25 protein-coding genes and 1 tRNA gene are annotated in these 23,182 nt (G+C 63.3%); 14 read left to right on the forward strand and 12 right to left on the reverse strand.

Features of this window, described 5'->3' with window-relative positions:
* Positions 1-25: 25 nt before the first annotated feature.
* Genes SynRS9907_RS05745 through SynRS9907_RS05755 form a run of 3 tightly spaced genes read right to left on the reverse strand, consistent with a single transcriptional unit; the run spans position 26 to position 3,836 of the window.
* Entirely contained in the window at positions 26-943 is a 918-nt protein-coding gene (locus tag SynRS9907_RS05745) for a tRNA (5-methylaminomethyl-2-thiouridine)(34)-methyltransferase MnmD (RefSeq protein ID WP_188022112.1), read from the reverse strand.
* Positions 924-2,249, reverse strand: coding sequence for a 3-phosphoshikimate 1-carboxyvinyltransferase (gene aroA, locus SynRS9907_RS05750; RefSeq protein WP_188022113.1), 1,326 nt, complete (start codon positions 2,247-2,249; stop codon positions 924-926). The genes SynRS9907_RS05745 and aroA overlap by 20 nt, the downstream gene beginning before the upstream one ends.
* A gap of 24 nt (positions 2,250-2,273) precedes the next feature.
* Positions 2,274-3,836, reverse strand: coding sequence for a UbiD family decarboxylase (locus SynRS9907_RS05755; RefSeq protein ID WP_188022114.1), 1,563 nt, complete (start codon positions 3,834-3,836; stop codon positions 2,274-2,276).
* A 63-nt stretch (positions 3,837-3,899) separates the two neighbouring features.
* Between SynRS9907_RS05755 and SynRS9907_RS05760 the strand changes: the two genes are divergently transcribed.
* Genes SynRS9907_RS05760 through sds form a run of 5 tightly spaced genes read left to right on the forward strand, consistent with a single transcriptional unit; the run spans position 3,900 to position 8,390 of the window.
* Positions 3,900-4,631: a 2-phosphosulfolactate phosphatase family protein gene (locus SynRS9907_RS05760; protein ID WP_188022372.1), complete on the forward strand. Its 732-nt coding sequence runs from the start codon at positions 3,900-3,902 to the stop codon at positions 4,629-4,631.
* Between the two features lie 34 nt (positions 4,632-4,665).
* Entirely contained in the window at positions 4,666-5,487 is an 822-nt protein-coding gene (locus tag SynRS9907_RS05765) for a carbon-nitrogen hydrolase family protein (protein WP_186515184.1), read from the forward strand.
* Between the two features lie 5 nt (positions 5,488-5,492).
* Positions 5,493-6,587, forward strand: a complete 1,095-nt coding sequence (locus tag SynRS9907_RS05770; RefSeq protein ID WP_188022115.1) for an N-acetylmuramoyl-L-alanine amidase — start codon at positions 5,493-5,495, stop codon at positions 6,585-6,587.
* A complete protein-coding gene (murI, locus tag SynRS9907_RS05775) occupies positions 6,584-7,381 on the forward strand; it encodes a glutamate racemase (RefSeq protein ID WP_188022116.1) in 798 nt (265 codons plus the stop codon). Before SynRS9907_RS05770 ends, murI begins: the two co-directional genes overlap by 4 nt.
* A 37-nt stretch (positions 7,382-7,418) precedes the next feature.
* Positions 7,419-8,390, forward strand: coding sequence for a solanesyl diphosphate synthase (gene sds / locus SynRS9907_RS05780; RefSeq protein ID WP_188022117.1), 972 nt, complete (start codon positions 7,419-7,421; stop codon positions 8,388-8,390).
* A 9-nt stretch (positions 8,391-8,399) separates the two neighbouring features.
* Here the strand turns inward: sds and SynRS9907_RS05785 are convergent, their stop codons facing one another.
* Positions 8,400-9,050 (reverse strand): HAD family phosphatase, encoded by a 651-nt coding sequence (locus SynRS9907_RS05785; RefSeq protein ID WP_188022118.1) that lies wholly within the window; start codon positions 9,048-9,050, stop codon positions 8,400-8,402.
* Between the two features lie 129 nt (positions 9,051-9,179).
* Here SynRS9907_RS05785 and acs point away from each other — a divergent pair, with 129 nt between their 5' ends.
* Positions 9,180-11,153, forward strand: a complete 1,974-nt coding sequence (acs, locus tag SynRS9907_RS05790) for an acetate--CoA ligase (RefSeq protein ID WP_188022119.1) — start codon at positions 9,180-9,182, stop codon at positions 11,151-11,153.
* Here acs and SynRS9907_RS05795 read toward each other — a convergent pair.
* Positions 11,143-11,871, reverse strand: a complete 729-nt coding sequence (locus SynRS9907_RS05795) for a DUF1350 family protein (protein WP_114989005.1) — start codon at positions 11,869-11,871, stop codon at positions 11,143-11,145. The genes acs and SynRS9907_RS05795 overlap by 11 nt on opposite strands.
* 2 nt (positions 11,872-11,873) lie before the next feature.
* Positions 11,874-12,329 (reverse strand): peroxiredoxin, encoded by a 456-nt coding sequence (locus SynRS9907_RS05800; protein WP_188022120.1) that lies wholly within the window; start codon positions 12,327-12,329, stop codon positions 11,874-11,876.
* Positions 12,330-12,414: 85 nt separating this feature from the next.
* On the opposite strand from SynRS9907_RS05800, the gene SynRS9907_RS05805 reads away from it, so the two are divergent.
* From SynRS9907_RS05805 to SynRS9907_RS05825, 5 genes are all read left to right on the forward strand, one after another.
* Positions 12,415-13,257 carry a 3'-5' exonuclease gene (locus tag SynRS9907_RS05805; protein ID WP_188022121.1) on the forward strand — a complete coding sequence of 281 codons (843 nt, stop codon included), beginning with the start codon at positions 12,415-12,417 and terminating at the stop codon, positions 13,255-13,257.
* Positions 13,258-13,336: 79 nt separating this feature from the next.
* Entirely contained in the window at positions 13,337-13,606 is a 270-nt protein-coding gene (locus SynRS9907_RS05810) for a hypothetical protein (RefSeq protein ID WP_188022122.1), read from the forward strand.
* Between the two features lie 34 nt (positions 13,607-13,640).
* Positions 13,641-14,645, forward strand: coding sequence for a phosphate ABC transporter substrate-binding protein PstS (gene pstS, locus SynRS9907_RS05815; protein WP_188022123.1), 1,005 nt, complete (start codon positions 13,641-13,643; stop codon positions 14,643-14,645).
* Between the two features lie 231 nt (positions 14,646-14,876).
* Positions 14,877-15,794: a phosphate ABC transporter substrate-binding protein PstS gene (gene pstS / locus SynRS9907_RS05820; protein WP_188022373.1), complete on the forward strand. Its 918-nt coding sequence runs from the start codon at positions 14,877-14,879 to the stop codon at positions 15,792-15,794.
* A gap of 193 nt (positions 15,795-15,987) precedes the next feature.
* Positions 15,988-16,623 (forward strand): Crp/Fnr family transcriptional regulator, encoded by a 636-nt coding sequence (locus SynRS9907_RS05825; protein ID WP_188022124.1) that lies wholly within the window; start codon positions 15,988-15,990, stop codon positions 16,621-16,623.
* A gap of 80 nt (positions 16,624-16,703) precedes the next feature.
* Here the strand turns inward: SynRS9907_RS05825 and SynRS9907_RS05830 are convergent.
* From SynRS9907_RS05830 to msrA, 4 genes are all read right to left on the reverse strand, one after another.
* Positions 16,704-16,777: transfer RNA gene (locus SynRS9907_RS05830), tRNA-Pro, on the reverse strand.
* A gap of 14 nt (positions 16,778-16,791) precedes the next feature.
* Positions 16,792-17,127, reverse strand: a complete 336-nt coding sequence (locus SynRS9907_RS05835) for a hypothetical protein (protein ID WP_006850005.1) — start codon at positions 17,125-17,127, stop codon at positions 16,792-16,794.
* Between the two features lie 67 nt (positions 17,128-17,194).
* The gene (locus SynRS9907_RS05840) at positions 17,195-17,383 is read right to left on the reverse strand and encodes a hypothetical protein (protein ID WP_188022125.1); all 189 of its coding nucleotides are present in this window, start codon (positions 17,381-17,383) and stop codon (positions 17,195-17,197) included.
* Positions 17,384-17,393: 10 nt separating this feature from the next.
* A complete protein-coding gene (gene msrA / locus SynRS9907_RS05845) occupies positions 17,394-18,107 on the reverse strand; it encodes a peptide-methionine (S)-S-oxide reductase MsrA (protein ID WP_188022126.1) in 714 nt (237 codons plus the stop codon).
* A gap of 300 nt (positions 18,108-18,407) precedes the next feature.
* Here msrA and SynRS9907_RS05850 point away from each other — a divergent pair, with 300 nt between their 5' ends.
* On the forward strand, positions 18,408-18,662 hold the full coding sequence (locus SynRS9907_RS05850) for a hypothetical protein (protein WP_188022127.1): 255 nt from the start codon (positions 18,408-18,410) through the stop codon (positions 18,660-18,662).
* Positions 18,663-18,710: 48 nt separating this feature from the next.
* On the opposite strand, the gene SynRS9907_RS05855 is transcribed toward SynRS9907_RS05850, so the two are convergent.
* The gene (locus tag SynRS9907_RS05855) at positions 18,711-18,974 is read right to left on the reverse strand and encodes a hypothetical protein (RefSeq protein WP_188022128.1); all 264 of its coding nucleotides are present in this window, start codon (positions 18,972-18,974) and stop codon (positions 18,711-18,713) included.
* A gap of 67 nt (positions 18,975-19,041) precedes the next feature.
* Entirely contained in the window at positions 19,042-20,805 is a 1,764-nt protein-coding gene (locus tag SynRS9907_RS05860) for an ABC transporter ATP-binding protein (protein ID WP_188022129.1), read from the reverse strand.
* Positions 20,806-20,955: 150 nt separating this feature from the next.
* Between SynRS9907_RS05860 and trpD the strand changes: the two genes are divergently transcribed.
* Entirely contained in the window at positions 20,956-22,002 is a 1,047-nt protein-coding gene (trpD, locus tag SynRS9907_RS05865; RefSeq protein ID WP_188022130.1) for an anthranilate phosphoribosyltransferase, read from the forward strand.
* Between the two features lie 7 nt (positions 22,003-22,009).
* Positions 22,010-23,170, forward strand: a complete 1,161-nt coding sequence (gene carA / locus SynRS9907_RS05870) for a glutamine-hydrolyzing carbamoyl-phosphate synthase small subunit (protein ID WP_188022131.1) — start codon at positions 22,010-22,012, stop codon at positions 23,168-23,170.
* Positions 23,171-23,182 lie beyond the last annotated feature (12 nt).

The raw sequence follows: 23,182 nt of genomic DNA on the forward strand, positions 1-23,182 counted from the left end.
GGAAGACGGGCGGAATCTACCGGGCTCAGGACGGACTGTCCTTGCGCCAGCGCCTTTGCCAGGCATTCGTGGCTTCGTAGCCGCATTGCTCTTGCTCAACACGACGGCGCTCAAGGATGACCTCGGCCGTGGCGTTGCCATAGGGATCGCGAAACGGCACGGCCGCCCGCGTCTGCAGGTGTTCCCACTCCATCGCCGAGAGGGGCCGCCAAACGGGTCCGTCCTGCGGACAGCCGGAGTCTGCGGGCGTGGCCAGGGTGCCGCTGCTCCACCCCACCCGCTCACCCGGGGCTGGCAGCAGGGAAAACAAGCTCAAGCCGGCTCGCTTCAGGCTGGCTCTCACTGCGGCGGAACGGCTGTAGGTGAGCAACCGTCCCTGTGGCGCCAAGCGATGCGCCAGGGCTCCCAGGAATTCCTCGCTCCACAGTTCCGGGCAGCGCTGGGGAGAGAAGGCGTCCAACAGCACCAGATCGAAGCGATCGGGCTCAGGAATCTCCCGGAGCATGGCTCGAGCATCACCCCAGAGCTGGATTCCTTGGTTGTTGGGCTCCTGCCAGCCGCCGTGGTCGCGAATGGCTTCAAGCCTCGCCAGCACAGGGGCGGACCAGAGGGATTGGAAGCTTGCTTGGTCCAAGGCTTGCTCCAGGGGGCGCCGGTCCAGCTCGAGCCCCCACCACTGCACGGCTGGCCCAGCCGCTGGCAAGGCCTCCAGCACAGCGGCCGTGTTGTAGCCGAGCCCCAGGCACACATCCAGGATCTTCAGGGCAGAGCCTTTGCCGAAGCGCTGCAGCTCCGCGGGCTGGACGAACTTCGCCCGGGCCTCATTCAGGGCCCCCGCCGAATTGTGAAAGGCCTCGCCGAAGTGATCGCTGTGCAGGCTGAAGCTGCCATCCGCCGTCGGATAGACGCTGAGCGCACCAAGCTCAGCAGCGGAGCCGTTCAAGTTCGTCCCAGAACGAGGGATACGACACTGCGGCGGCTTCGCTTCTCGCCAGGCTGGAGTTGCCGTCGGCGAGCATCGCGGCAACGCCGAGGCTCATCGCCACCCGGTGATCGGTTTCGCTGTCGAGCACGGCTCCCTTCAGCGGGCGACCACCGCGGATGGTCATGCCGTCTTCGTGTTCATCAATGTCGGCCCCCATGGCTTTGAGCTGGCGGGCCATCACGGCCAGTCGATCGGTTTCCTTCACCCGCAGTTCAGAGGCTCCGCTGATCCGACTCTCGCCCTCGCAGAAACAGGCGGCGACGCTGAGGATCGGCACTTCATCCACGAGGCGGGGCATGATCTCCTCGCCGAAGTGGAAAGGCTTTAAGGGACCGTGGGTCACCCGCAGATCGCCCACCGGTTCGCCCGCCACATCGCGGGGGTTGAGCACTTCGATCCGGGCTCCCATCTGCTCCAGCACCTCGAGGATTCCTGTGCGTGTTGGGTTGAGCCCCACGTTCTCGATGGTGAGATCGGCTCCTGGAATCAAGGCTCCAGCCACAAGCCAGAAGGCCGCCGAGCTGATGTCACCGGGGACCACCACGTTCTGGCCCTGCAGGGTGGCGCCGGGACGCACGCTGATGTGCCGTCCCATTTCGCCGCCAACGGTGAGATCGGCGCCGAAGGCCTTCAGCATCCGCTCGCTGTGATCACGGGACTGGGCCGGTTCGATCACCGTGGTCGGGCTCTCGGCCGTGAGCGCAGCCAGGAGCAGGGCTGATTTCACCTGAGCACTGGCCACGGGCGTACCGATCACCGTTCCTTTCAGCTGGCGCCCCTGCACCGCCAGCGGCGCCAGGTTGCCGCCATCACGGCCACGCACTTCCGCACCCATTGAGGCCAACGGTTGGCCCACCCGACGCATCGGGCGACGGCGCAGGGAGGCGTCGCCATCCAGCACGAAATGGCGACCGTCGCGGCCCGCCAGCAGGCCCAGCATCAAACGCATCGTGGTGCCGGAATTGCCGCAGTCGAGCACTTCTGCCGGCTCCTGCAATCCATCCAGGCCCACACCTTCAACGGTGACGATGCCGCCATCGGTGATCGGGCTGATGCTGACGCCCATGGCCCGCAGGCAGGCGGCCGTACTCAGGGGGTCTTCGGCGGGGAGAAGTCCATCGATTGTGGTGGTGCCTTCGGCGATGGCGCCGAACAGCAGGGATCTGTGGGAGATCGATTTATCGCCCGGGACCTTCACCCGTCCCTGCAGGCTTCCTCCGGCCTTGAGCTCGCGGGGGTGGTCGGATTGGCCTGTGCCGCTCAAGGTCGCAACGTCGTTGGGCTGATCCTATTGGCCTGTCTTCAGGCCCTGAATCAGGCGGTCGAGGGCATAGCCGAACAGGCTGGGGTCGGGGTCGTCGCTGCCGAGGTCCTCCAGACCCAGCTCGGCCCAGCGGTCGCTGACCCGTTGTTCCAGATCAGCCGGACGGCTGAGGGGTTCCCCCCATTCGTGATTCTTCTCCGGTCCCACCTTGGTGGTGGCATCGATGGCCAGTCGTCCCCCCAGGCCCAGCTGTTCGCTGGCGAAGTCCAGGGTGTCGAAGGGTGTGTTCTCCAGGGTGAACAGGTCGCGCTGGGGATCCACCTGAGCTGCGATGGCCCACACCACCTGGCGCGGGTCGCGCACATTGATGTGGCTGTCGACCACCACCACAAATTTGGTGTAGGTGAATTGCGGCAGGGCACTCCAGAAGGCCATGGCCGCCCGCTTGGCCTGCCCCGGATAGGCCTTGTCGATCGAGATCACCGCCAGCTTGTAGCTCAGCGCTTCCATCGGCAGGAAGAAGTCGGTGATTTCCGGAATCTGCTGCCGCAGGATCGGCGTGTAGATCCGGTTCAGCGCGATGGCCAACATCGCTTCTTCCTTGGGCGGGCGACCGCTGAAGGTGGTGAGAAACACCGGGTCCCGCCGTTGGGTCATGCAGTGGAAGCGCACCAGAGGTGAGTCCTCCACACCGCCGTAGAACCCCATGTGATCCCCGAAGGGACCATCCGGCAGCACCTCTCCCGGCGTGATCGTTCCCTCCAGCACCACCTCGCTGTGGCTGGGCACCTGCAGGTCGATGGTTTTGCAGGGGGCCAGACGAACCCCCTCTCCGGCATAGATGCCTGCGAACAGCCATTCACTCAGCTGCACCGGGATCGGTGTGGCTGCAGCCATCACCAACAGCGGATGCACGCCGATGGCCACCGCCACCTCCAGCTTCTTGCCCATGGCGGCGGCTTTGCGCAGGTGGCGGGCGCCGCCGCGAACGCTCAGCCAGTGCACGGTCATCGTGTTCACCGACTGCTTCTGAAGCCGGTAGACGCCCACGTTGGGGACCCCGGTTTCGGGATCTTTGGTGATCACCAGCCCAAGCGTGATCACCCCCCCGGCATCGCCGGGCCAGGGCCGGATCAGGGGAATGTTGTCGAGATTGACCTCATCGCTGCGGAACACCTGCTGCCGGCAGGGGGGTGTGAGGTCCCGATCGGGTTTGGCCTTGACCAGGTCCCAGAAGACCCGGGCGAATTGTTTGGTTTCCTGCAGGCCCTTGGGCGGTCGGGGTTGTTGAAGCAGGGCCAGCCGAGACCCCAGCTCCTCCAGCTGCTCTGCCCGTTCGAGGCCCATGCTCCACACCACCCGCTCCACGGTGCCGAGGGTGTTGACGGCCACCGGCATCGAGGAGCCGATCACGTTCTCGAACAGAAGGGCGGGCCCCCCCTGGCTCAGCACCCGGTCGGCGATGGCGGCGAGCTCGAGGTCGGGATCCACCGGAGCCGTGATCCGTCGCAGCTGGCCCCGGTCCTCAAGCAGCTTGAGAAAGCCCCGCAGATCTCGGGTGGCCGGACCGGATTGGAACAGGGCCATGGGATGACGGTCTCGGCGCAAGCGGTCTCGGTACTGTGTCGCACGCCGGTGTTCAGCGTGGCCATGCAGATCTCCTACTTCCATGTGCCGGCAGAGATGCCGCAGGACCTTCGCCCCGATGCGGCGGTGGTGATTGACGTGCTGCGGGCCACCACCACCATTGCCTGGGCGCTGCACAACGGTGCTGAGGCAGTGCAGGCCTTCGCCAGCCTTGACGATCTGCGGGCGGCGGCAGACGCGTGGCCCGCAGATGTCCGGCTGCTGTTGGGTGAACGCGGGGGGAAGATGCTCGAGGGATTTGACCTGGGCAATTCACCTGTTGCTGTGACGCCGGAGCAGGTGGGTGGCAAGCGTCTGTTCATGAGCACCACCAACGGCACCCGGGCTTTGGATCGTGTGCGCGCGGTTCCCCTGCTGTTGACGGCCGCCTTGCCGAACCGTGATGCCGTGGCCCAGCGTTTGCTGGCCAAGCAACCCAGCCATCTGGCGATCGTCGGCAGCGGTTGGGAGGGGGCTTATTCCCTGGAGGATTCACTGGCTGCTGGCGCCTTGGGCCATCGCTTGCTGGAGCTGGATCCCACCGGGAGCAGTGCTGCCAACGACGAACTCACGGCGGCCGTTTCCCTCTGGCGTCAGTGGCAATCCGATCCTGAGGCCTGTCTGCGCACGGCGACCCACGGTCAGCGCTTGATTCGCCTGGGCGATCACGACGCGGATTTCCGTTGCTGTGCAGGCCTTGATCAGCTGAGTGTCGTTCCGACACAGGTCGAACCCGGGGTGCTTCGGGCGGCCTGAACCTCAGTAAAATCGGCTGATCTGATCGATTCAAGTGAGCGACTTCCTGGCGGCTGCTGTCCAGCTGACGAGCGGTCAGGATCCGGAGCTCAACTTCACCGCGGCTGAAGAACAGATCGATCTGGCTGCACGCCGTGGAGCTGAACTGATCGGTCTGCCGGAGAATTTCGCCTTCATGGGTGAAGACAGCCGGCGCCTGGAGCTGGCCCCAACCCTGGCTGAGCAGTGCAGTCGCTTTCTGGTGACCATGGCGCGCCGCTACCAGGTGGCGCTTCTGGGCGGAGGCTTTCCCGTGCCGGTGGGTGATGGATCACGCACACTCAACCGCGCCGAACTTGTTGACCGCGACGGCATGCTTCTGGGCCGTTACGACAAGATCCATCTGTTTGATGTCGACCTGCCGGACGGCAACACCTACCGCGAGTCGGCAACCGTGAACCCAGGGCGTGATTTGCCTCCGGTTGTTGAGATTCCCGGACTCTGCAAGGTGGGGCTGTCCATTTGCTACGACGTGCGGTTTCCTGAGCTCTATCGCCATCTCGTCGGTGCCGGCGCAGACCTGCTGATGATTCCTGCGGCATTCACAGCCTTCACCGGAAAGGACCACTGGCAGGTTCTTCTTCAGGCCAGGGCCATTGAGAACACGGCCTATGTGGTTGCTCCGGCGCAGACGGGAGTCCACCACGGCCGCCGACAGAGCCACGGACACGCTCTGGTGATTGATCCCTGGGGAACGGTCCTTGCCGATGCGGGTGTCCAGGCGGGAGCTGCCATTGCTCCGGTGAACACCAATCACCTCGGTCATGTTCGGGGTCAGATGCCGAGCCTTCGGCACCGTCAGCCCGCCCTGTTCTGAGCGCAATGGCTCCAGCGTCGTCCCGACGGCTGGCCTGGCTTCTGGCCGCAGCCCTGCAGTGCACTGCCTTCACCCAGGCGTTGCCCGCCCGGGCCGCCAGTGCCCTTGCGGCCTGGGCTTTCACCGAGGAGGGTGTCCTCAAGCTGCGAACGAGCCGGAACGCTCGCTTGGAAGCCTTTTTTCAGGCGGCCAGTGATGGCCGCGGCACCCGGGTCTGGATTGACTTCCCCGGCGAGCTGAGGTTTCCCCGCCGCTTGGCCGGTCGAGGTGCCGTCCGTGAGATCAGGCTGGGCAAGCCCCGCGCCGGGGCCACCCGTCTGGTGGTGGAATTCCGTCCGGACGTGGATCTCAACCCCAACGATCTGCGTCTTCGTGGAACCGCCCCGGACCGCTGGGAACTGGTCTTCACCGGCCTGCCCACCCGCGGGTTGGATGATTTCGGTGAAGGCGATCTCAGCGGCCGTGCCACGGCCTGGATGCCGCCGGGAGGCTTCCGTCCCAGCCGGACGCCGGTGGATCCCTCCGGGCTTCCGACGGTGACCCGCAACAAATATCGCGTTGTGATCGATCCCGGTCACGGTGGCCCTGACCTCGGGGCCATCGGTATCGGCGGTTTGCGAGAAACCAACGTGGTTCTGGATGTGTCGCTGCAGGTGGCGGACCTGCTCAAGGCCCGTGGCGTCGATGTTCAGCTGACCCGCACACGGGAGGTGGATGTGGACCTGCCGCCGCGGGTGTCCTTGGCGAATCGAACCGGGGCAACCGCCTTTGTGAGCATCCATGCCAATGCCCTGAGCATGAACCGTCCGGATGTGAACGGGATCGAGACCTTCTTCTTCTCCGATCCCCGTTCCGGACGCCTGGCCTCCTACCTGCAGCAGCAGATGATGGATGTCTCTCCCGGAACACCAAATCGCGGTGTCAGGCGAGGTCGATTCTTTGTGATCCGTCGCACCACCATGCCTTCGGCCCTGGTGGAGATGGGATTTGTCACCGGGGCGATTGATGCGCCGCGTCTGGCAAACGCCGACCATCGCCGCCGGTTGGCCTTGGCCCTGGCGGCCGGCATCCTCAATTACCTGAAGCAGGAGGTGAGATGACGCTGCAACTGCTGGGGTTCTTCGACAGCGGCCTGGGTGGCCTGACGGTTCTCCGCCGGGTGCTCGAACGCCATGGACCGGTGCCCTGCGTTTACCTCGGTGACACGGCACGGGTTCCCTACGGCAACCGTCAACCGGATGACATCCGGCGCATTGCCGCAGAAGTGGTGGGTTGGTTGCGGGACCAGCACGTGACCACGGTGGTGATGGCCTGCAACACCACCAACGCCTTGGCCAGGGATGTGGCCGAGGGGCAGGCCGGGGCACCCGTCATCGGCCTGATTGGTGCCGCAGCGGCGATGGTCGAAACCCGCCGCGTTGGTGTGTTGGCCACACCGGCCACTGTGGCCTCCTCGGCCTACCGGGCCAGCATCGAAGCCCTTCACCCCGGGTCGGTGGTGATTGAACAGGCTTGCCCAGCGTTCGTTCCGCTGATCGAAGCCGGCGACATGAACAGTGAAGACCTGCGCCGCTCGGCCCAGGCTTATCTCGACCCCCTGCTGGCCGCTTCGGTGGAGACGATCGTGCTGGGTTGCACCCATTACCCCTTGCTGGTGCCCCTGTTGCGGCAACTGCTGCCGGAGTCGGTTCAGATCATTGACCCGGCCATTGGCGTGGCCCGTCAATTGGACGCCGTTTTGGGACCACCGCCGCGGATCTCCGCGATCCCAAGCCCGTTTTCCCTGGAGAGCTGCCGCTTCTGTGTCACCGCTGACCCCGATGGCTTCGCGATGCGCGCCACCCCCTGGCTGGGCCAGCGGCCTTCCGTCAGCCTCGAGCTCCTGCAGGACTGAGCGTGGGGCCACTAGGATCGCGGCGCCGAGGGGAGTCATGAGCACCGTTACCGAGCTACTCCAACCGGTAGAGACAGATCTTGAAACCCTGCTCGGAGACCTGCGCAGCCTGATCGGAGCAGGTCACCCCATTCTTCAGGCTGCTGCGGAACACCTGTTCAGCGCCGGTGGCAAACGGTTGCGCCCGGGCATTGTTCTGTTGCTGTCCCGGGCCCTCGCCGCACAGGGAGAGCTTTCGCCCCGCCACCGCCGCCTGGCCGAGATCACAGAGATGATCCACACGGCCTCGCTCGTTCACGACGATGTGGTGGATGAGGCGTCGACCCGGCGCGGTGTGGACACGGTCCACAGCCGCTTTGATGCTCGCGTCGCTGTGCTTGCTGGCGACTTCCTTTTCGCCCAGGCCAGCTGGCACCTCGCCAACCTCGATGACCTCGATGTGGTGAAGTTGCTCAGCCGCGTGATCATGGACCTCGCGGATGGGGAGGTGAAGCAGGGGCTTTACCGCTTCGACACCGCCCAAACCTTTGAGACTTACCTCGAAAAGAGCTACTGCAAAACGGCATCTCTGATTGCCAACAGCTGCCGTGCTGCAGGTGTGCTCAGCGGTTGCTCGCCGACCCAGCTCGACAGCCTCTACCAATTCGGCCGCCAGCTGGGTCTGGCCTTCCAGGTGGTGGATGACATCCTCGATTTCACCGGAAACGACCAGCAGCTCGGCAAGCCCGCAGCCAGTGATCTCGCCAGCGGGTACCTCACCGCACCCACCTTCTATGCCCTTGAGGAGCACCCATCGCTGCAGCCGTTGATCGATCGCCAGTTCTCCGAGCCCGGTGACCTGGACAAGGCACTGGAGATGGTGCGGGCCTCCAAGGCGATTGAACGCACCCGTGAGCTGGCGGAAACCTTTGCCCGCGAATCCCGTGAATCAATCGCCTGGCTGCCTGAATCTGCGGCGCAACGCGCCTTGATGGAACTGCCGGACTTCGTTCTCAGCCGTCTGTACTGAGCGGATACCTCAAGACAACAGCCTCAACACAACAGCCAGGCTGTTGATCGAACAGGGGTTGGTGTTCAGGTTGGCTTGGTCTGATCCCTTGGGGTTCACCAGCCAGACCTGACACCCAGCGCCATGGGCCGATTGGCTGCCGGCCTGGGAATCCTCCAGGGCCCAGCAGTTGCTTGGATTGAGCCCCAACCGGTGGGCAGCAAGGCGAAAGGGTGCGGGGTCGGGTTTGCCCGCGTCGAGCTCGGGATCGTCGCCGTAGACCCGTTCCTGGATCAGCTCGAGCCAGGAATGGGGGGCTGCTTTGAATGCAACGGCCTCGCTGCTGCTGCTGGTGACCAGTGCCATGGGGATGCCCCGGTTGTGGCAATGCGCCACCAGCTCCTGCGCGGCAGGCATCGGGGCAGCATCCGGAAGCAGGGCACGCACGATCGGCTGCTGCACCGCCAACAGGGCATCCGCGCCCACCGGTTTCGCCAGCCATGCATCCACCTGGGCCGCACAGTCGAGCCGGCGACGGCCCTTCAGCTGCATCAACTGGGCCTCGCTCAGCTGGGTGCCGAAGTGGGCCGCGGCTTCCCACCAGCCCCGGCCATGCAGCGGCTCGGTGTCGAGCAGAAGCCCATCCAGATCGAACAGGCAAGCGGCAGGTGGCAGTTTCATCCCGGGATGGCGATGCCCAGCTCAATCCTTTCGCATCGACTGCATTATCGTCCGACGGATTGATACGGGACCTGGATCAAGCGGGGTCCTGCTCCTTACCCTTCCAGGAGAAGCACTGCGCAGTCTGCTGTGACCGACGCCAACACCACCATCGAAAGCGTGCTGCAGGAGCAGCGGGTGTTCGAGCCGCCAGCAGACACCTCCGCCAAAGCGCGCATCGGCAGCCTCGAGGCCTACGGGGCCATGGCCGATGCCGCCAAAAACGATCCTGATGCGTTCTGGGGTGAGGCCGCCCGTCGAGAACTGCATTGGTTCGAGCCCTTCCACACCGTGCTCGATTGGTCGAATCCTCCGTTCGCGCGCTGGTTTGAGGGCGGCACCACGAACCTCTCCTACAACTGCCTGGACCGTCATCTCGATGGACCAACGGCGCAGAAGACAGCGTTGATCTGGGAAGGAGAACCGGGGGATGTGCGCCGGTTCACTTACCGGGAACTGCATGCCGAGGTGTGCAAAGCCGCCAATGGCCTCAAGGCCATGGGCATCGGCAAGGGTGACCTTGTGGCGCTCTACATGCCGATGGTGCCTGAGGCGGCGATCGCCATGCTCGCCTGCGCGCGCATCGGTGCACCCCATTCAGTGGTGTTCGGCGGCTTTTCCGCCGAGGCCCTGAGGGACCGTCTCAACGATGGTGCAGTGAAAGCGGTGATCACCGCTGATGGCGGCTTCCGCAAGGACAAGCCGGTGTCTCTCAAGCCTGCGGTGGATGCGGCGCTGGCCAATGGCGCTTGCCCCTCGGTGACCGGCGTGCTTGTGGTGCAGCGCACCAAGCAGGACGTTGAGATGGTTTCCGGTCGTGATCAGTGGTGGCATGACCTGGTGGAGGGTCAGAGTGCCGACTGCCCCGCTGAGCCGATGGCCAGCGAGGACCGCCTGTTCGTGCTCTACACCTCCGGCTCCACCGGCAAGCCCAAGGGCGTTGTTCACACCACCGCCGGCTACAACCTCTGGGCCCACCTCACCTTCCAGTGGATCTTCGACATCCGGGATGAGGATGTCTTCTGGTGTACGGCCGATGTGGGTTGGATCACCGGCCACAGCTACATCGTCTATGGCCCCTTGTCGAACGGTGCCACGACCGTGATGTACGAGGGTGCGCCGCGACCGTCCAAGCCCGGTGCCTTCTGGGAGTTGATCCAGAAACACAAGATCTCGATCTTCTACACGGCTCCCACCGCAATCCGGGCGTTCATGAAGAGCGGGCGCTCCGTCCCGGATCAGTTCGACATGAGCAGCCTCCGCCTGCTTGGCACTGTTGGCGAACCGATCAATCCGGAGGCCTGGATGTGGTATCGCGACGTGATTGGAGGCAACCGCTGCCCGATCGTCGACACCTGGTGGCAGACCGAAACCGGCGGGGTGATGATCAGCCCCCTGCCGGGGGCAACGCCCACCAAGCCCGGCTCCGCCACCCTGCCCCTGCCCGGCATTCAGGCCGACATCATCGATGCGGAAGGCAACAGCTGCGGTGCCAATGAAGGCGGGTACCTGGCGGTGCGTGCCCCCTGGCCGGGAATGATGCGCACCGTGCATGGCAACCCCCAACGCTTCCGCGAAAGCTATTGGGAGCACATCCGTCCTGCCGATGGGTCTTACCTCTATTTCGCGGGGGATGGTGCTAGGCGGGATGCCGATGGCTACTTCTGGGTGATGGGTCGCGTCGATGACGTGATCAATGTCTCAGGCCACCGTCTCGGCACGATGGAAATTGAATCAGCCCTGGTGAGTCACCCCGCGGTGGCGGAGGCGGCCGTCGTGGGTCGGCCCGACGACCTCAAGGGCGAAGGCATCGTGGCTTTCGTCACCCTGGAGGCGGGCCGCGAGGGCGATGACGCCCTGGTGAAGGAGTTGCGCGCCCACGTGGGAACGGAAATCGGTCCGATTGCCCGGCCGGATGAGATCCGTTGCAGTGATGCTCTGCCCAAGACCCGCAGCGGCAAGATCATGCGCCGGATCCTGCGGGCCCTGGCGGCGGGTCAGGAGGTGAGTGGCGACACCAGCACCCTGGAAGATCGCTCCGTGCTGGATCGCCTCAGGGCCTGATCGCCTGGCCGATGGTTCGGCTCAGCTGACGGATGACCGCCACCCGTCTGGGGTCATCCGCCCAGTCTCCGAGAAAGCTGCGCCGCAGCCCTGCACTGGCCGGGGTGAGGTGATCACCGGGCAGCTCCAGGGTTGAGCTGGCGTCGGAAGCACGTTCTCGCAGGGCCTGGATCAGATCGCCGCTTTGATCAAGTTCATCGCGCCCGAAGCGCACCACCAGGTTCCGCTCCTGTTGGTAGTGGCGGCTGATCAAGCGAAGCGTTTCAGCTGGGCTTGGGCTGAACTCGGTTTCCACCCCGAGCCTTGGTGCCAGTTCCCCCAGGAGGGGAATCGAGCGATCGGCGTTGAAGTTGTTGAAGCTCAGGGCCACCAGAGCCCTGCTGCCCCGACCCCCATCGGGGGCCAGCAGGTGAAGCTTGCATCCCAGGCTGTGGCCAAGCCGCAGCGGAGCCCCAAAGGTTCCGCAGCGCTCCTCAAGTTGGCGACGCGCAGAGCGGAAGGCACTCCAGGCATCGCGGGCCTGACGTTGATGATCGAACCCGGGCACATAGGCCCAGGCATGCACCGCCAACCCATCCGCCGCCAGCTCTTCCAGCAGCCTGCGGTAGCTGATCTGGGGGGTGGCCGCCAGATAGCTGCCGCCGATGAATTCGATCAATCCCGTGGGTTCGGCCGGCCGCAGTTGCCAGATCGCACCCAGCTGACGCCAGTTGGCCATGCTCAACCGCGCAGTTGATTCAGCACTTGCTGTGCTTCACGCACGTGGGCCGGGCCATCCAGGAGGTTGCTGAAGGTGTGACGGATCACCCCCTCGCCATTAACGATGTAAGTAACACGACCGGGCAGCAGGCCAAGGGCTTTGGGCACACCCATCTCGCGGCGCAGGGCGTTGTTGCGGTCGCACAGCAGCGGAAACGTGAGGTTGTGGCGGCTGGCGAAACGGCGGTGGCTGACGGCGTCATCACCGCTGATGCCCCAGACCTCTGCATCGAGGGCAGCAAAGCTCTCTGCGTTGTCGCGGAAGCTGCAGGCTTCAGCTGTGCAGCCAGGTGTGTCGTCCTTGGGATAGAAGAACAGCACCAGCCAGCGGCCCTGCACCGAAGCGGGAGTGCGAAGGTCGCCGTTCTGATCCTCCAGGCTGAAGGAGGGGAGCCGGTCGCCGATCCCGAGGGCCATTCGATTGAAATGAAGGGATTGAACCCTAGGCAGCAGGCACCTTGCCCGGGGCGGGAGAATCAGGGGCGGGAGGAGTCACTGCGCCATGCCTGAACAGCTCGATTTGCTTGCGGGATTTTCAAGGCCTCAGGCGGAGCCCCAAACAGCGGCAATGCCGATGCCTGCTCCTCCAGCCGCTGAACCCGAGGCCAAGGCTGATCAGCCCGAGGACGCGCCAAAGGCCTCACCCACCACCCTGCTGATCATCGACACTGAAACCTCCGGTCTGGATCCGCAGCAGGACCAATGCCTGGAGGTGGGCTGCATTTTGTTTGATGTGCCGAGTCGTTCGGTGCTGGCCCAGCAATCTTTCCTCCTGCCGGTGGACTCCAACGCGGCAGAGGCGATCAACCGGATCCCCGCCGCCGTCACCCGCAGGCCCCAGCCCTGGCGGGAGGCGCTGGTGTGGTTTGAGCATCTGCTTGAAGCTGCCGATCTGCTGGTGGCCCACAACGCGGCCTTCGATCGCCAGTGGTTCGGTCTCGGCGTTGTGCCGGCCACCGCAACGCCGTGGCTGTGCACCATGGAAGACATCCGCTGGCCGGCGGAGCGTCAGCTGCGTTCGCGGCCGTCGGTGCGGGACCTGGCCCTGGCCTACGGCGTCCCGGTCTGGGCGGCCCACCGCGCCCTCAGCGATTGCATCTACATCGCGGAAGTCTTCGCCCGCTGCGACGACCTGGAGCAGCTGTTGGAGCGGGGCCTGGAACCCCGCCAGTTGATGCGTGCCCGGGTGTCGTTCGACGAACGCCACCTCGCCAAAGCAGCGGGTTTCCGTTGGAACGATCCGATCAAGGGGGCCTGGACCCGTCGTTTGAGCGATCGTGAGGTGGCAGAGCTGGAGTTTCCGGTCGCCCCCGTTGAGCTCGAAGCCGATCGCCTCAGCGCCTGAGCCTGCGCATTTGCTTCAGCACTCCGAAGCGTCTGGGTGATTTTGCAGAGAGTGCTGCTGAACGCAGCAGGCTGAATCCATGACGGCTTTTCTGCATCCCCACCAACGCCCCGTCCGCTCCCGCCTGCGTCAGTGGCAGCAGGTGCGCACCTGGGCGCGTTTGATCCGTGAAGCTGAAGCGCTCTGGCATGTGGATGTGCGTGCCCTGCGACGCATGGGGGCGGATGAACTCAGCCAGTTGATTGAGGAGGTTCCCGCTCCCCACCGCAAACGGGTGAACCGCTGGCTGCGCTGTTATGCGGTGGCAACACGGCTCACCGTCGCCTCCACCTTCGTGCCCACCGTGTAGGCCACCTCTGAGCCTGGCTTAACGACGCGGGAGGATGGAGCAAATCACTCAAACGGTTTTGGCACATCGTTCCCTGGTTGTTTTAAGCCTGAGCGTTCTCGCTGTTGGCCTCGCCGCCTGTGGCGGCAGTTCCAGTGTGTCCAGCCTCAATGCGGCGGGGGCCTCCTTCCCCGCCAAGGTGTACCAGAGCTGGTTCGCCGAGCTCGCCGGCTCCGGCGGAATCAAGGTGAACTACCAGGCGGTGGGTTCCGGTTCCGGCCGCAAAGCCTTCATCGATGGCACCGTGGATTTCGCCGCTTCGGACGACCCGATCAAGGAGGCTGACCGCAAGCAGGTGAGCCAGGGGGTGGTTCAGATCCCGATGGTGGGGGGAACGATCGCCTTCGGTTACAACAAACCGGGTTGCGAGCTTCAGCTCACCCAGCAACAGGCTGTGGAGGTGGCCATCGGCCGCATCAGGGATTGGAAGGAGCTCGGCTGTGAAGCGGGCACGATCACCTGGGTGCACCGCTCGGACGGTTCCGGCACCACCAAGGCCTTCACCAACTCGCTGCAGACCTTTTCAACGGATTGGACCCTCGGCAGCGGTAAATCGGTGAAATGGCCGGTGGGCGTGGGTGCCAAGGGCAACTCGGGCGTTGCCGGGGTGATCGACAACCGGGTCGGCGCGATCGGCTATGTGAACCAGTCGTACATCAAGGGGAATGTGCAGGCTGCTGCGCTGCAGAACAAATCCGGGGAATTCCTCAAGCCCTCCGTGGAGGCTGGTGCCAAAGCCCTCAACGGCATTGAGCTTGATCAGTACCTAGCGGGCAGCAACCCCAACCCCTCCGCTGCCGGTGCCTACCCCATCGCAACACTCACCTGGGTGTTGGCTTACGCCGAGGGCAATGGCGCCAAGGCTGAAGCTGTGAGGAACGTCTTCAACTACATGCTGGACGACTCCACCCAGGAGGGTGCTGCGGCCCTGGGCTTTGTGCCTCTCCGGGGCAGCATCCTTGAAAAATCCCGCAGTGCGGTGGCAGGCATTCAGCCTTGAATGCGAACCCTTGATTGGGTGAATGACATGCCCCGGTTTGGATGGCCAAGCCGGGGTTTTTTGATGGTTTTTGAAGGATATCCATGAGCTTTAACCGTTGTTAACGGGGCTTTAACGACACTCTGTTGGGCCTCCGATTAGGTGTGAATTGCAACAGTCCTCTTTCTGGTTGTGACTCGTTTCGCCCAAAAGGCTCTCCTCCTTTCCTCCGTTCTGGCCCTTGGCGCCAGCATGTCGGCTTCTGCCGCTGAACGGCTCAATGGCGCAGGTGCCTCTTTCCCCGCCAAGATCTATCAGCGTTGGTTCGCCGACCTGGCCAAGGCAGGTGGCCCTCAGGTCAACTACCAGGCGGTGGGTTCCGGTTCCGGCCGTAAAGCCTTCATCGACCAGACCGTGAACTTCGGTGCATCGGATGATCCGATGAAGAAGAAGGACATGGCCAAGGTCACCCGTGGTGTGGTTCAGATCCCGATGGTGGGTGGCACCATCGCCTTCGGCTACAACAAGCCCGGTTGCAACCTGAAGCTCACCCAGGAGCAGGCCGTTCAGGTCGCTATGGGCATGATCAAGGACTGGAAGGAGCTCGGCTGCAAGCCCGGCACCCTCACCTGGGTGCACCGTTCCGATGGCTCTGGCACCACCAAGGCCTTCACCAACTCCATGCAGGCCTTCTCCAAGACCTGGACCCTCGGCACTGGTAAGTCTGTGAAGTGGCCCGCAGGAGTTGGCGCCAAGGGCAACTCCGGTGTGGCTGGCCTGATCCAGAACCGTGAAGGCGCGATCGGTTATGTGAACCAGTCGTACATCAAGGGCAAGGTGGTTGCCGCCGCTCTCCAGAACAAGTCCGGTGAGTTCCTCAAGCCCTCTGTGGCTGCGGGTGCCAAGGCCCTCAATGGCATCAGCCTGGACAAGGACCTGGCTGGCAAGAACCCCAACCCCACCGCCAAGGGCGCTTACCCCATCGCAACCCTCACCTGGGTTCTGGCGTACAAAACCGGCAACGGAGACAACGCCAAGGTGGTTCAGGACGCCTTCAACTACATGCTGAGCGACGCTGCTCAGAACAAGGCTCCTTCCCTGGGCTTCGTTCCCCTCAAGGGCGACATCCTGGCCAAGTCCAAGGCCGCTGTGAACAAGATCGGCAAGTGATCTTGGCTTGAATTGGTTTTGAAAACCAGTCATCAAAGGGGCCCCTCGGGGCCCTTTTTTGATGGGCTGAATGATTCAAATTGCGATCAGTGTTAGAGCCTTCTTAACCGAATCTCCCCCGAATCTCTCCCAGCTCTTTGTTGGGGATCGATGTTGTCCTCAATACAGTTTTTCTGGATTCACGGGATTCCAAATGCTTGCCACTCCGTCGGCTGATCTGAGTTCAACAGCGCTGGGCTTCAAGGCGTTTCTTGAAAGCAGCTACGACAATCGCAATGTTGTTCATGTCACCGCGGGAAGTTTCGTTCCTCTGCTGAAGAACAGTGTTTGGTTTGTGGTGCGCGGCATGGTGAAGCTCGGGGCGCTGTCGGTGCATGGCGACGAGCTGGTGCTTGGCCTGGTGGGTCCCAATGAACCCTTCGGTGCCGCATTCACCAATGTGGAGGCCTATGAGGCTGTAGCGCTCACCGATTGCGATCTGCTCTGCTGCAATCTGGCGGAGCTGGAGCAGTCTCCTCAGTTGGCGCTTGGTTTGGCCAAGGCCATGGCCGCCCGCTACCGCCAGGCGGAGTCGCTCCTGGCCCTGCTGGGGCTGCGTCGCGTTGAGGAACGGGTCCGGGGTTTCCTGGAGCTGCTCGCCAAGGACTTTGGCGAACCGTGTGATGCCGGTTTGCGGCTCAACCTTCGCCTGACCCATCAGGAGATCGCCAGTGCCCTGAGCACCACACGGGTGACCGTGACCCGCGTGTTGGGGCAGTTGCGGGATGAAGGCTGGCTTCAGATTGATGCCTCCAGGCATCTGGTGGTGACTGGCGCTGGCCGCCGCTGAAGGCAAAAAAAAGAGCCGGCGTAACCGCCGGCTCAATCCCTGAAGTTTTGATGTTCAGGTGGGGAAACAAGACGGTTGAATCGGAGCGGCGGGATTTGAACCCACGACCCCCACTACCCCAAAGTGGTGCGCTACCAAGCTGCGCCACGCCCCGTCAGATTTAAGTTATCACAGTGCATCCCGGCGTCTGAGTCGCCTGAGCAACCGAGTGGTGAGCTGGTCTCTCGTTGCGGATCCGTAGTGGTACACCCGCAGTTCCGCAGCCGCCTGGCGAAGCTCAGCCAGGGTCATCGCCGCCAGACGCAGCTCGGGCAGGGTGCGCCAGGCTCTCGAGCGCATCGGGAGTGAGGCAGGGCCTTTGGCCTGGCCCAGATTCAGGGTTCCATCCGCCAGCCATTCGGGGATGAGCACCACCAGAACGGCGATCAAGCCATAGAGCTCCACCAGCCCCCTCGGCAGGGGATGCAGTTGACGCTGCTCGGATGGATCAGGCCGTTCACTCACCGCAGAACGGAGGGGTCCTTGTTGTCCCACGATCGCACCAACAGGAAGCGTGCCCGCGGGCTGGTGGTCAGATTGCCAAAGGTTTTGCTGTGGGTTGGGGGGTCTCCCGCCACAGCATCGGAGCCTGCTGCTCTCGATTGAAGGAGACACTGCCGAGGATCAGGCCCAGAACCAAAATCAAGGTGAGGGCGATCGCCAGGATCACCTGCCGATCAGACCAGGGTTCGGGCATGACATGGGTCGGGACCTTCTTCATCTTGGCCGAATCAGCCCAGGGCGATCGGGCTGTTCTCGGATCGAAGCACGCAGTGACTGATGGACCAGTCGTACTGGTCCCAGACCTGCTTCGGGAGTTTGTAGTTCGATCCCTCGAAGTCATCAAGCAGGGTCTGGGTTGGCATCGCGGAGCAGTAGGGGCGGCTGCCGGGTTTGGCGAGGTACTGCTGGTGGTAGTCCTCGGCGAAATAGAAGGTCTGGTCCGCCAGGATTTCGGTGGTGATGGCCCCGTAGCCCTTGGCCGAGAGGGAGGCTTGATAGGCATCCCGGCTGGCCAGGGCCAGTTGCAGATGCTCCGGATTGAACGTGTAGATGGCTGATCGGTATTGGCTGCCGGTGTCGTTGCCTTGCCTGTTGCCCTGGGTGGGGTCGTGGCACTCCCAGAACAGTTTCAGCAGGTCGCTGAAGTCGAGGGCGGGTCGGCTCCACACCACGCGCACCACTTCCGTGTGCCCGGTTCTGCCGGAGCAGACCTCGTTGTAGCTCGGTTCCTCGGTCTGGCCTCCCGCATACCCCACAGCAGTGCTCACCACCCCAGGCAGTCGCCAGAACCCTTTTTCAGCACCCCAGAAGCATCCACAGGCAAAGATTGCTTCCTCCTGGTCAGCCATTAGGGGTGCCTTCAGCGGCGTTCCCAACACGGCGTGCGTTGCCGGGGCCGAGGATTCGGCGCTGCCGCGGGGAGACAGCCAGGAAGGAAGCATGTTGGTTGCGTTGGTCCGCAGAGCTTAGGCAGCGGATTCAGCACAGTGATGCTGCCGCGTAGAGGGCCATCTGTGAACTTTCAGTGATGGCTCCCCAAGGGAGGGATACATAGGGAACGAATCAAAGCTTGTCTTGAAGAGTGGTTCTTCTTTGAACAATGCTCTGCAGAAAGGTTTTGATTGTTTGTCAGTGGTTTTCAGCCTGAATGGCGCTGTTGCTGAGCTGTCTCGAGGCGAGTCTGCGGGTCAGGCACATTTGATTGTTGATACCATTGGGAATGTCATCAGGGGTGGAGGAGCTTGTGCCGATGGCTGGGCTATGGCCAGAAAGAAGACGAATTGGATGGATCAATCAATTGCAAGCCATTGATTGATGGCTTGTTGATGAAGAAAGCTGTTTCTCAGAAACAAAAACAGGTGGTTCACTCGGTTGAACCAGAAACCGCGTCTGCGCCAGGACTGTCTGTCCTTAATCGCTGTGCAGGATGGAACGAGCTTCTGCTGATGGCCGACCAAGGGATCGTGGTCTCGTCCTCCGGAACCATCGCGGGATAGCCGTTCCGGATGTGTTGACAGGCCCTTGTTTCTTGTTGCCGTGGATGCTCAAGACGCGTCGGCTTCCCCCTCAACTGGGTTGAGCTGGATGTGATTCAGCAGCGTTGTGACAAAGGCGAAGAGCAGAAACGGCAGGCTGAGCACCAGAATCAGCCCCACTCCCACCAGCGCAAACACCGGTCGCGACGAGCCCATCAGGGCAAGCCCCGCAGCCAGGCTCACAAAAATGACGGCCATCCAGGCCAGCACCTGTCCGTAGATATCGCCAAAGGTGAGCGTGCAGCGCACCGCGAAGGGGGATCCGCTGGTCATAGGCAAGGAGTTGCCTTCACAGCTAAGCCACGAACGTTCGTGTTGTCAGAAACCGCCCGGAGATTCTTCAGGAAGCCAACGCATCCAGTTGTTGCGAGGCCTGCTGACGCTCCCAAAGCCGTTTGTACACACCCGGCTGCTGAATCAAGGCGTTGTGGTGACCCTGTTGAACGATGCGTCCGTTCTCCATCACCAGGATGCGATCACAGGCCGCTGCGGCTGAAAGTTGATGGCTGATCATCACGATCGTCCGGTCGTCCTGAGCTCGAATCGAATCCAGAATCGCCGCAGCCGTGTTGTTGTCAACGCTGGCCAAGGCGTCGTCGAGGACCAACACCGGCGCCGACATCAGCAGAGCCCGGCCCAAAGCTGTGCGTTGACGCTGACCACCACTCAAGGTGATGCCGCGTTCACCAACGATGGTTCCGAAACCATCGGGAAAGCCCTTCACGTCATCAGCCAGGCGGGCTTGCTCTGCCGCCAGTTCAACCCGCTGATCACTGGCTTCAGGGTCGCCATAGCGCAGGTTGTCCGCCAGGGTGCTGGTGAACAGAAAGCCCTCCTGGGGAACGATCGCCACGTCACGGCGCAACCTCTTCAGGGGCATCTGGGTGACATCCACACCATCCAGGAACAGCTGTCCCGGTTCCAGTGGAACCATCCGACCGAAGGCCCGAGCCAGGGTGGTCTTGCCGCAGCCCACGGCCCCGACAACAGCCACCAACTCCCCAGGCTCGATGCAGAAGCTCAGGCCATTGAGGGTGTTCTGCTCTGTGCCCTGGTACTGAACCGTCAGGTCACGGGCTTCAAAACGCCCCCGGCGTTCTGCCGTTGGCCGGGGCTGAGCATCAGAGGGATCTGGGTCTTTGATCTTTGGTTCCCGTTTCAGTAACTCCTCCACCCGCTCGAGGCTCACCTGGCCGGTCTGGAAGGTGTTGAGCGTGAACCCCAGCAGTGCCGTTGGGAAGACGAGCTGCTCCACATAAAGGATCAGGGCCACCAGTCCTCCAATGCTCAGACGACCGGCTTCGAGCTGGCCGCTGCCGATGGCCAGCAGCAAAAGAACCGAGAGGGAGGAAATGCCCTGAAGCAGCGGGAAGAGAGTGCTTTGTGTTCTCGCCAGCTGAATGGCACTGTCGCGGTAGCGGCGGTTGCGTGTGGCAAAGGCCTGCTGTTCTGCTCCCTCCTGGCCGTAGATCTTGATGGCCCCGATTCCCGAGAGATCCTCCTGAATCAGGTTGCTGAGGGCGGAGAGTTCTTCCTGCTGCGCGCGCTTCTGACGCATCATGCGTCCACCGAACAGGCGCACGGTGCTGAGCATCACGGGGTAAAGCCCGACGGCAGCCAGGGTCAGCCACGGATCGATGGCCAACATCGCGGGCAGCGTCAGCGCATAGGCCAGCAGCGTGTTGGTCAGACTGAGAATCGCGAATCCGAGCAGGCGCCGGATGTTTTCCACATCGCTGGTGGCGCGACTGATCACTTCACCGCTGCCTTTGCTCTGAATCCAATCGGGTTCCTGGCGAAGCATGTGCTCGAACAGGCGCTGACGCAGATCCACCTCCACCTGCCGGCCCACGCCGAAGATGAGTTGTCGCGAGGCCAGCCGGATCACCCCCATGGTGCTGGCGAGCAGCACAACCCATCCCGCCTGGCGCAGGACTCCGGCGTAACTGAATCCCTCCTGCAGCTCGTCCACAACGCTGCGCACTTCCATCGGGATCGTGACCCGCAGAACGTTGACCACCACCAGAGCGATGGCTCCCAGCAGCACCGTGCGGCGGTGGGGACGCAGATAGCGGCCGATCAGATCGAGACGAAGGGCGGCCATGCGAGCTCGTGGGTCCCGTTGGCAGGCCAACCTAGGCATCCGGCTTCAACGGCTGGTCGTTATCCGTTGATCTGGGGGATAGTGGGACTGTCCCCATCACCCGGCCCGGCGTGCCTCGCACCCCGGGTTTTTTACTGCCAGCCCCCCTCCATGTCTTCAGACCCGCGTTCCTGGTCCGGTTGCTTGGACCATCTGCTGCAGGGAAACAACCTCAGCTCCGATGAGGCCACTGCTCTCATGCGTGCCTGGCTGGCCGAAGAGCTCGAGCCCGTGCAGACCGGGGCGTTCCTTGCGGGACTGCGGGCCAAGGGGATGGTGGCCGATGAGCTGGCGGCCATGGCGGCTGTCCTGCGCGAGGCCTGCCCCCTCCCTTGCCCCCGGCCCGATCTGGCCATGGTCGACACCTGCGGCACCGGTGGTGATGGTGCCGACACCTTCAACATCTCCACGGCGGTCGCCTTCACCGCCGCCGCCTGCGGGGTCAATGTGGCCAAGCACGGCAACCGCAGCGCCAGCGGCAAAGTGGGTTCAGCCGACGTGCTCGAGGGGCTCGGCCTCAACCTCAAGGCAGCGTTGAACAAGGTGGTTGACGCTTTGCCGGGAACCGGTGTCACCTTCCTGTTCGCTCCCGCCTGGCATCCAGCTCTTGTGAATCTGGCGCCGCTACGACGCAGCCTGGGGGTCCGCACGGTGTTCAACCTGTTGGGTCCTCTGGTCAATCCGCTGCAGCCCCAGGCGCAGGTTCTTGGCGTGGCGCGTCCGGAACTTCTCGACCCCATGGCGGGCGCTCTGCAGCACTTGGGCTTGAGCCGTGCCGTGGTGGTTCATGGCGCTGGAGGCCTCGATGAGGCGTCCTTGGCGGGGCCCAATGCCTTGCGTCTGATCGAATCCGGGGGCATCACCACAAAGGAGGTTTCCCCTGAAGATCTGGGCCTCACCCGTGCTGGTCTCGATCAGCTACGCGGTGGTGACTGCGCGGTGAACCAGCAGATCCTTCAGAACGTTCTTCAGGGGCAGGGATCCCTGGCGCAGACGGAGGTTGTGGCCTTCAACACAGCCCTGGTGCTCTGGGCTGCCGGGCTGCAAAGCGATCTGCCGGCTGCTGTTGCTCAGGCTCTGGCTGTTCTCAACGAGGGCAAGGCCTGGGACAAGCTTGTGGCTCTGCGGGATGCCCTGTCCGACGGAGATGGAGAATGAGTGACTGATGACCTGCGGCGGCCCTTCGATGCCCGATTCCCCATCAGACAAGGCTTATCTCGTCCTTGCCGATGGCACGGTTCTCACCGGTGTCGGCTTCGGCCATCGCGGCACCACCATCGGTGAGGTGGTGTTCAACACCGGCATGACCGGTTACCAGGAGGTGCTGACAGACCCCTCCTATTCCGGGCAGCTTGTGAGCTTCACCTATCCGGAACTCGGCAACACCGGGGTGAATGCTGACGATCAAGAAGCTGATCGCCCCCATGCCCGTGGCGTGATTGCCCGCCAGCTGGCCCCAGTTCCCAGCAACTGGCGCTGTGAACAGTCCCTTGAGAGCTGGATGCAGACCCACCAGCTGGTGGGCATCAGCGGTTTGGACACCCGTGCCCTGGTGCGTCACCTGCGTGAGGTGGGGGCCATGAATGGCGTGATCAGCAGTGACGGCCAGACCCCGGCGCAGTTGCTTGAGCTCCTGAAGCAGGCCCCGTCGATGCAGGGGTTGAACCTGGCGGACCGCGTCACAACCCGTGAGCCCTACCAGTGGAATCAGGCCTGCAGTGTTGGCTTCGATCAGCGTTTGCAGCGCCGCAGCGACGCGCCCTTCCGCGTTGTCGCCATCGATTTCGGCATCAAGCGCGCCATCCTCGATCGATTGGTCGCCCATGGTTGTGATGTCACGGTTCTGCCGGCAGACACGGATCTGGAGACGGTTCGTTCCCATCGCCCGGATGGCGTCTTCCTGTCCAACGGCCCTGGCGACCCGGCAGCGGTGACCCGTGGGATTGCCCTGGCCAAGCTGTTGCTGGAGGAATCCGATCTACCCCTGTTCGGCATCTGTCTGGGCCATCAGATCCTTGGTCTGGCCCTGGGCGGAGAGACGTTCAAGCTGTCCTATGGCCACCGCGGCTTGAACCATCCCTGTGGCACCACAGGCCAGGTTGAAATCACCAGTCAGAACCACGGCTTTGCCCTCTCCGCTGATTCCCTTGATTCAGACGTCATCGACGTCACCCATTTCAATCTGAACGACCGCACCGTGGCAGCGATCGCCCACCGTAAAAAGCCGGTGTTCGGGGTGCAGTACCACCCAGAAGCGAGTCCGGGCCCCCATGACGCCGACCATCATTTCGCCCGCTTTGTGACGCTGATGGCCGATCGCCGTTGATGAGGTGGTAGC

It is taken from the genome of Synechococcus sp. RS9907 (assembly GCF_014279615.1).
GTDB lineage: Bacteria > Cyanobacteriota > Cyanobacteriia > PCC-6307 > Cyanobiaceae > Parasynechococcus.

Bases quoted from the DNA above. Each gene is read 5' to 3' on its own strand.
- SynRS9907_RS05770 (WP_188022115.1), top strand. From the start codon at position 5,493: ATGGCTCCAGCGTCGTCCCGACGGCTGGCCTGGCTTCTGGCCGCAGCC.
- SynRS9907_RS05810 (WP_188022122.1), top strand. From the start codon at position 13,337: ATGACGGCTTTTCTGCATCCCCACCAACGCCCCGTCCGCTCCCGCCTG.
- pstS (WP_188022123.1), top strand. From the start codon at position 13,641: ATGGAGCAAATCACTCAAACGGTTTTGGCACATCGTTCCCTGGTTGTT.
- SynRS9907_RS05800 (WP_188022120.1), bottom strand. From the start codon at position 12,329: ATGGCCCTCGGGATCGGCGACCGGCTCCCCTCCTTCAGCCTGGAGGAT.
- pstS (WP_188022373.1), top strand. From the start codon at position 14,877: ATGTCGGCTTCTGCCGCTGAACGGCTCAATGGCGCAGGTGCCTCTTTC.
- murI (WP_188022116.1), top strand. From the start codon at position 6,584: ATGACGCTGCAACTGCTGGGGTTCTTCGACAGCGGCCTGGGTGGCCTG.
- carA (WP_188022131.1), top strand. From the start codon at position 22,010: ATGACCTGCGGCGGCCCTTCGATGCCCGATTCCCCATCAGACAAGGCT.
- trpD (WP_188022130.1), top strand. From the start codon at position 20,956: ATGTCTTCAGACCCGCGTTCCTGGTCCGGTTGCTTGGACCATCTGCTG.
- sds (WP_188022117.1), top strand. From the start codon at position 7,419: ATGAGCACCGTTACCGAGCTACTCCAACCGGTAGAGACAGATCTTGAA.
- SynRS9907_RS05855 (WP_188022128.1), bottom strand. From the start codon at position 18,974: ATGACCAGCGGATCCCCCTTCGCGGTGCGCTGCACGCTCACCTTTGGC.
- SynRS9907_RS05825 (WP_188022124.1), top strand. From the start codon at position 15,988: ATGCTTGCCACTCCGTCGGCTGATCTGAGTTCAACAGCGCTGGGCTTC.
- SynRS9907_RS05755 (WP_188022114.1), bottom strand. From the start codon at position 3,836: ATGGCCCTGTTCCAATCCGGTCCGGCCACCCGAGATCTGCGGGGCTTT.
- SynRS9907_RS05860 (WP_188022129.1), bottom strand. From the start codon at position 20,805: ATGGCCGCCCTTCGTCTCGATCTGATCGGCCGCTATCTGCGTCCCCAC.
- SynRS9907_RS05760 (WP_188022372.1), top strand. From the start codon at position 3,900: ATGCAGATCTCCTACTTCCATGTGCCGGCAGAGATGCCGCAGGACCTT.
- SynRS9907_RS05805 (WP_188022121.1), top strand. From the start codon at position 12,415: ATGCCTGAACAGCTCGATTTGCTTGCGGGATTTTCAAGGCCTCAGGCG.
- msrA (WP_188022126.1), bottom strand. From the start codon at position 18,107: ATGCTTCCTTCCTGGCTGTCTCCCCGCGGCAGCGCCGAATCCTCGGCC.
- SynRS9907_RS05840 (WP_188022125.1), bottom strand. From the start codon at position 17,383: ATGAAGAAGGTCCCGACCCATGTCATGCCCGAACCCTGGTCTGATCGG.
- SynRS9907_RS05795 (WP_114989005.1), bottom strand. From the start codon at position 11,871: ATGGCCAACTGGCGTCAGCTGGGTGCGATCTGGCAACTGCGGCCGGCC.
- SynRS9907_RS05785 (WP_188022118.1), bottom strand. From the start codon at position 9,050: ATGAAACTGCCACCTGCCGCTTGCCTGTTCGATCTGGATGGGCTTCTG.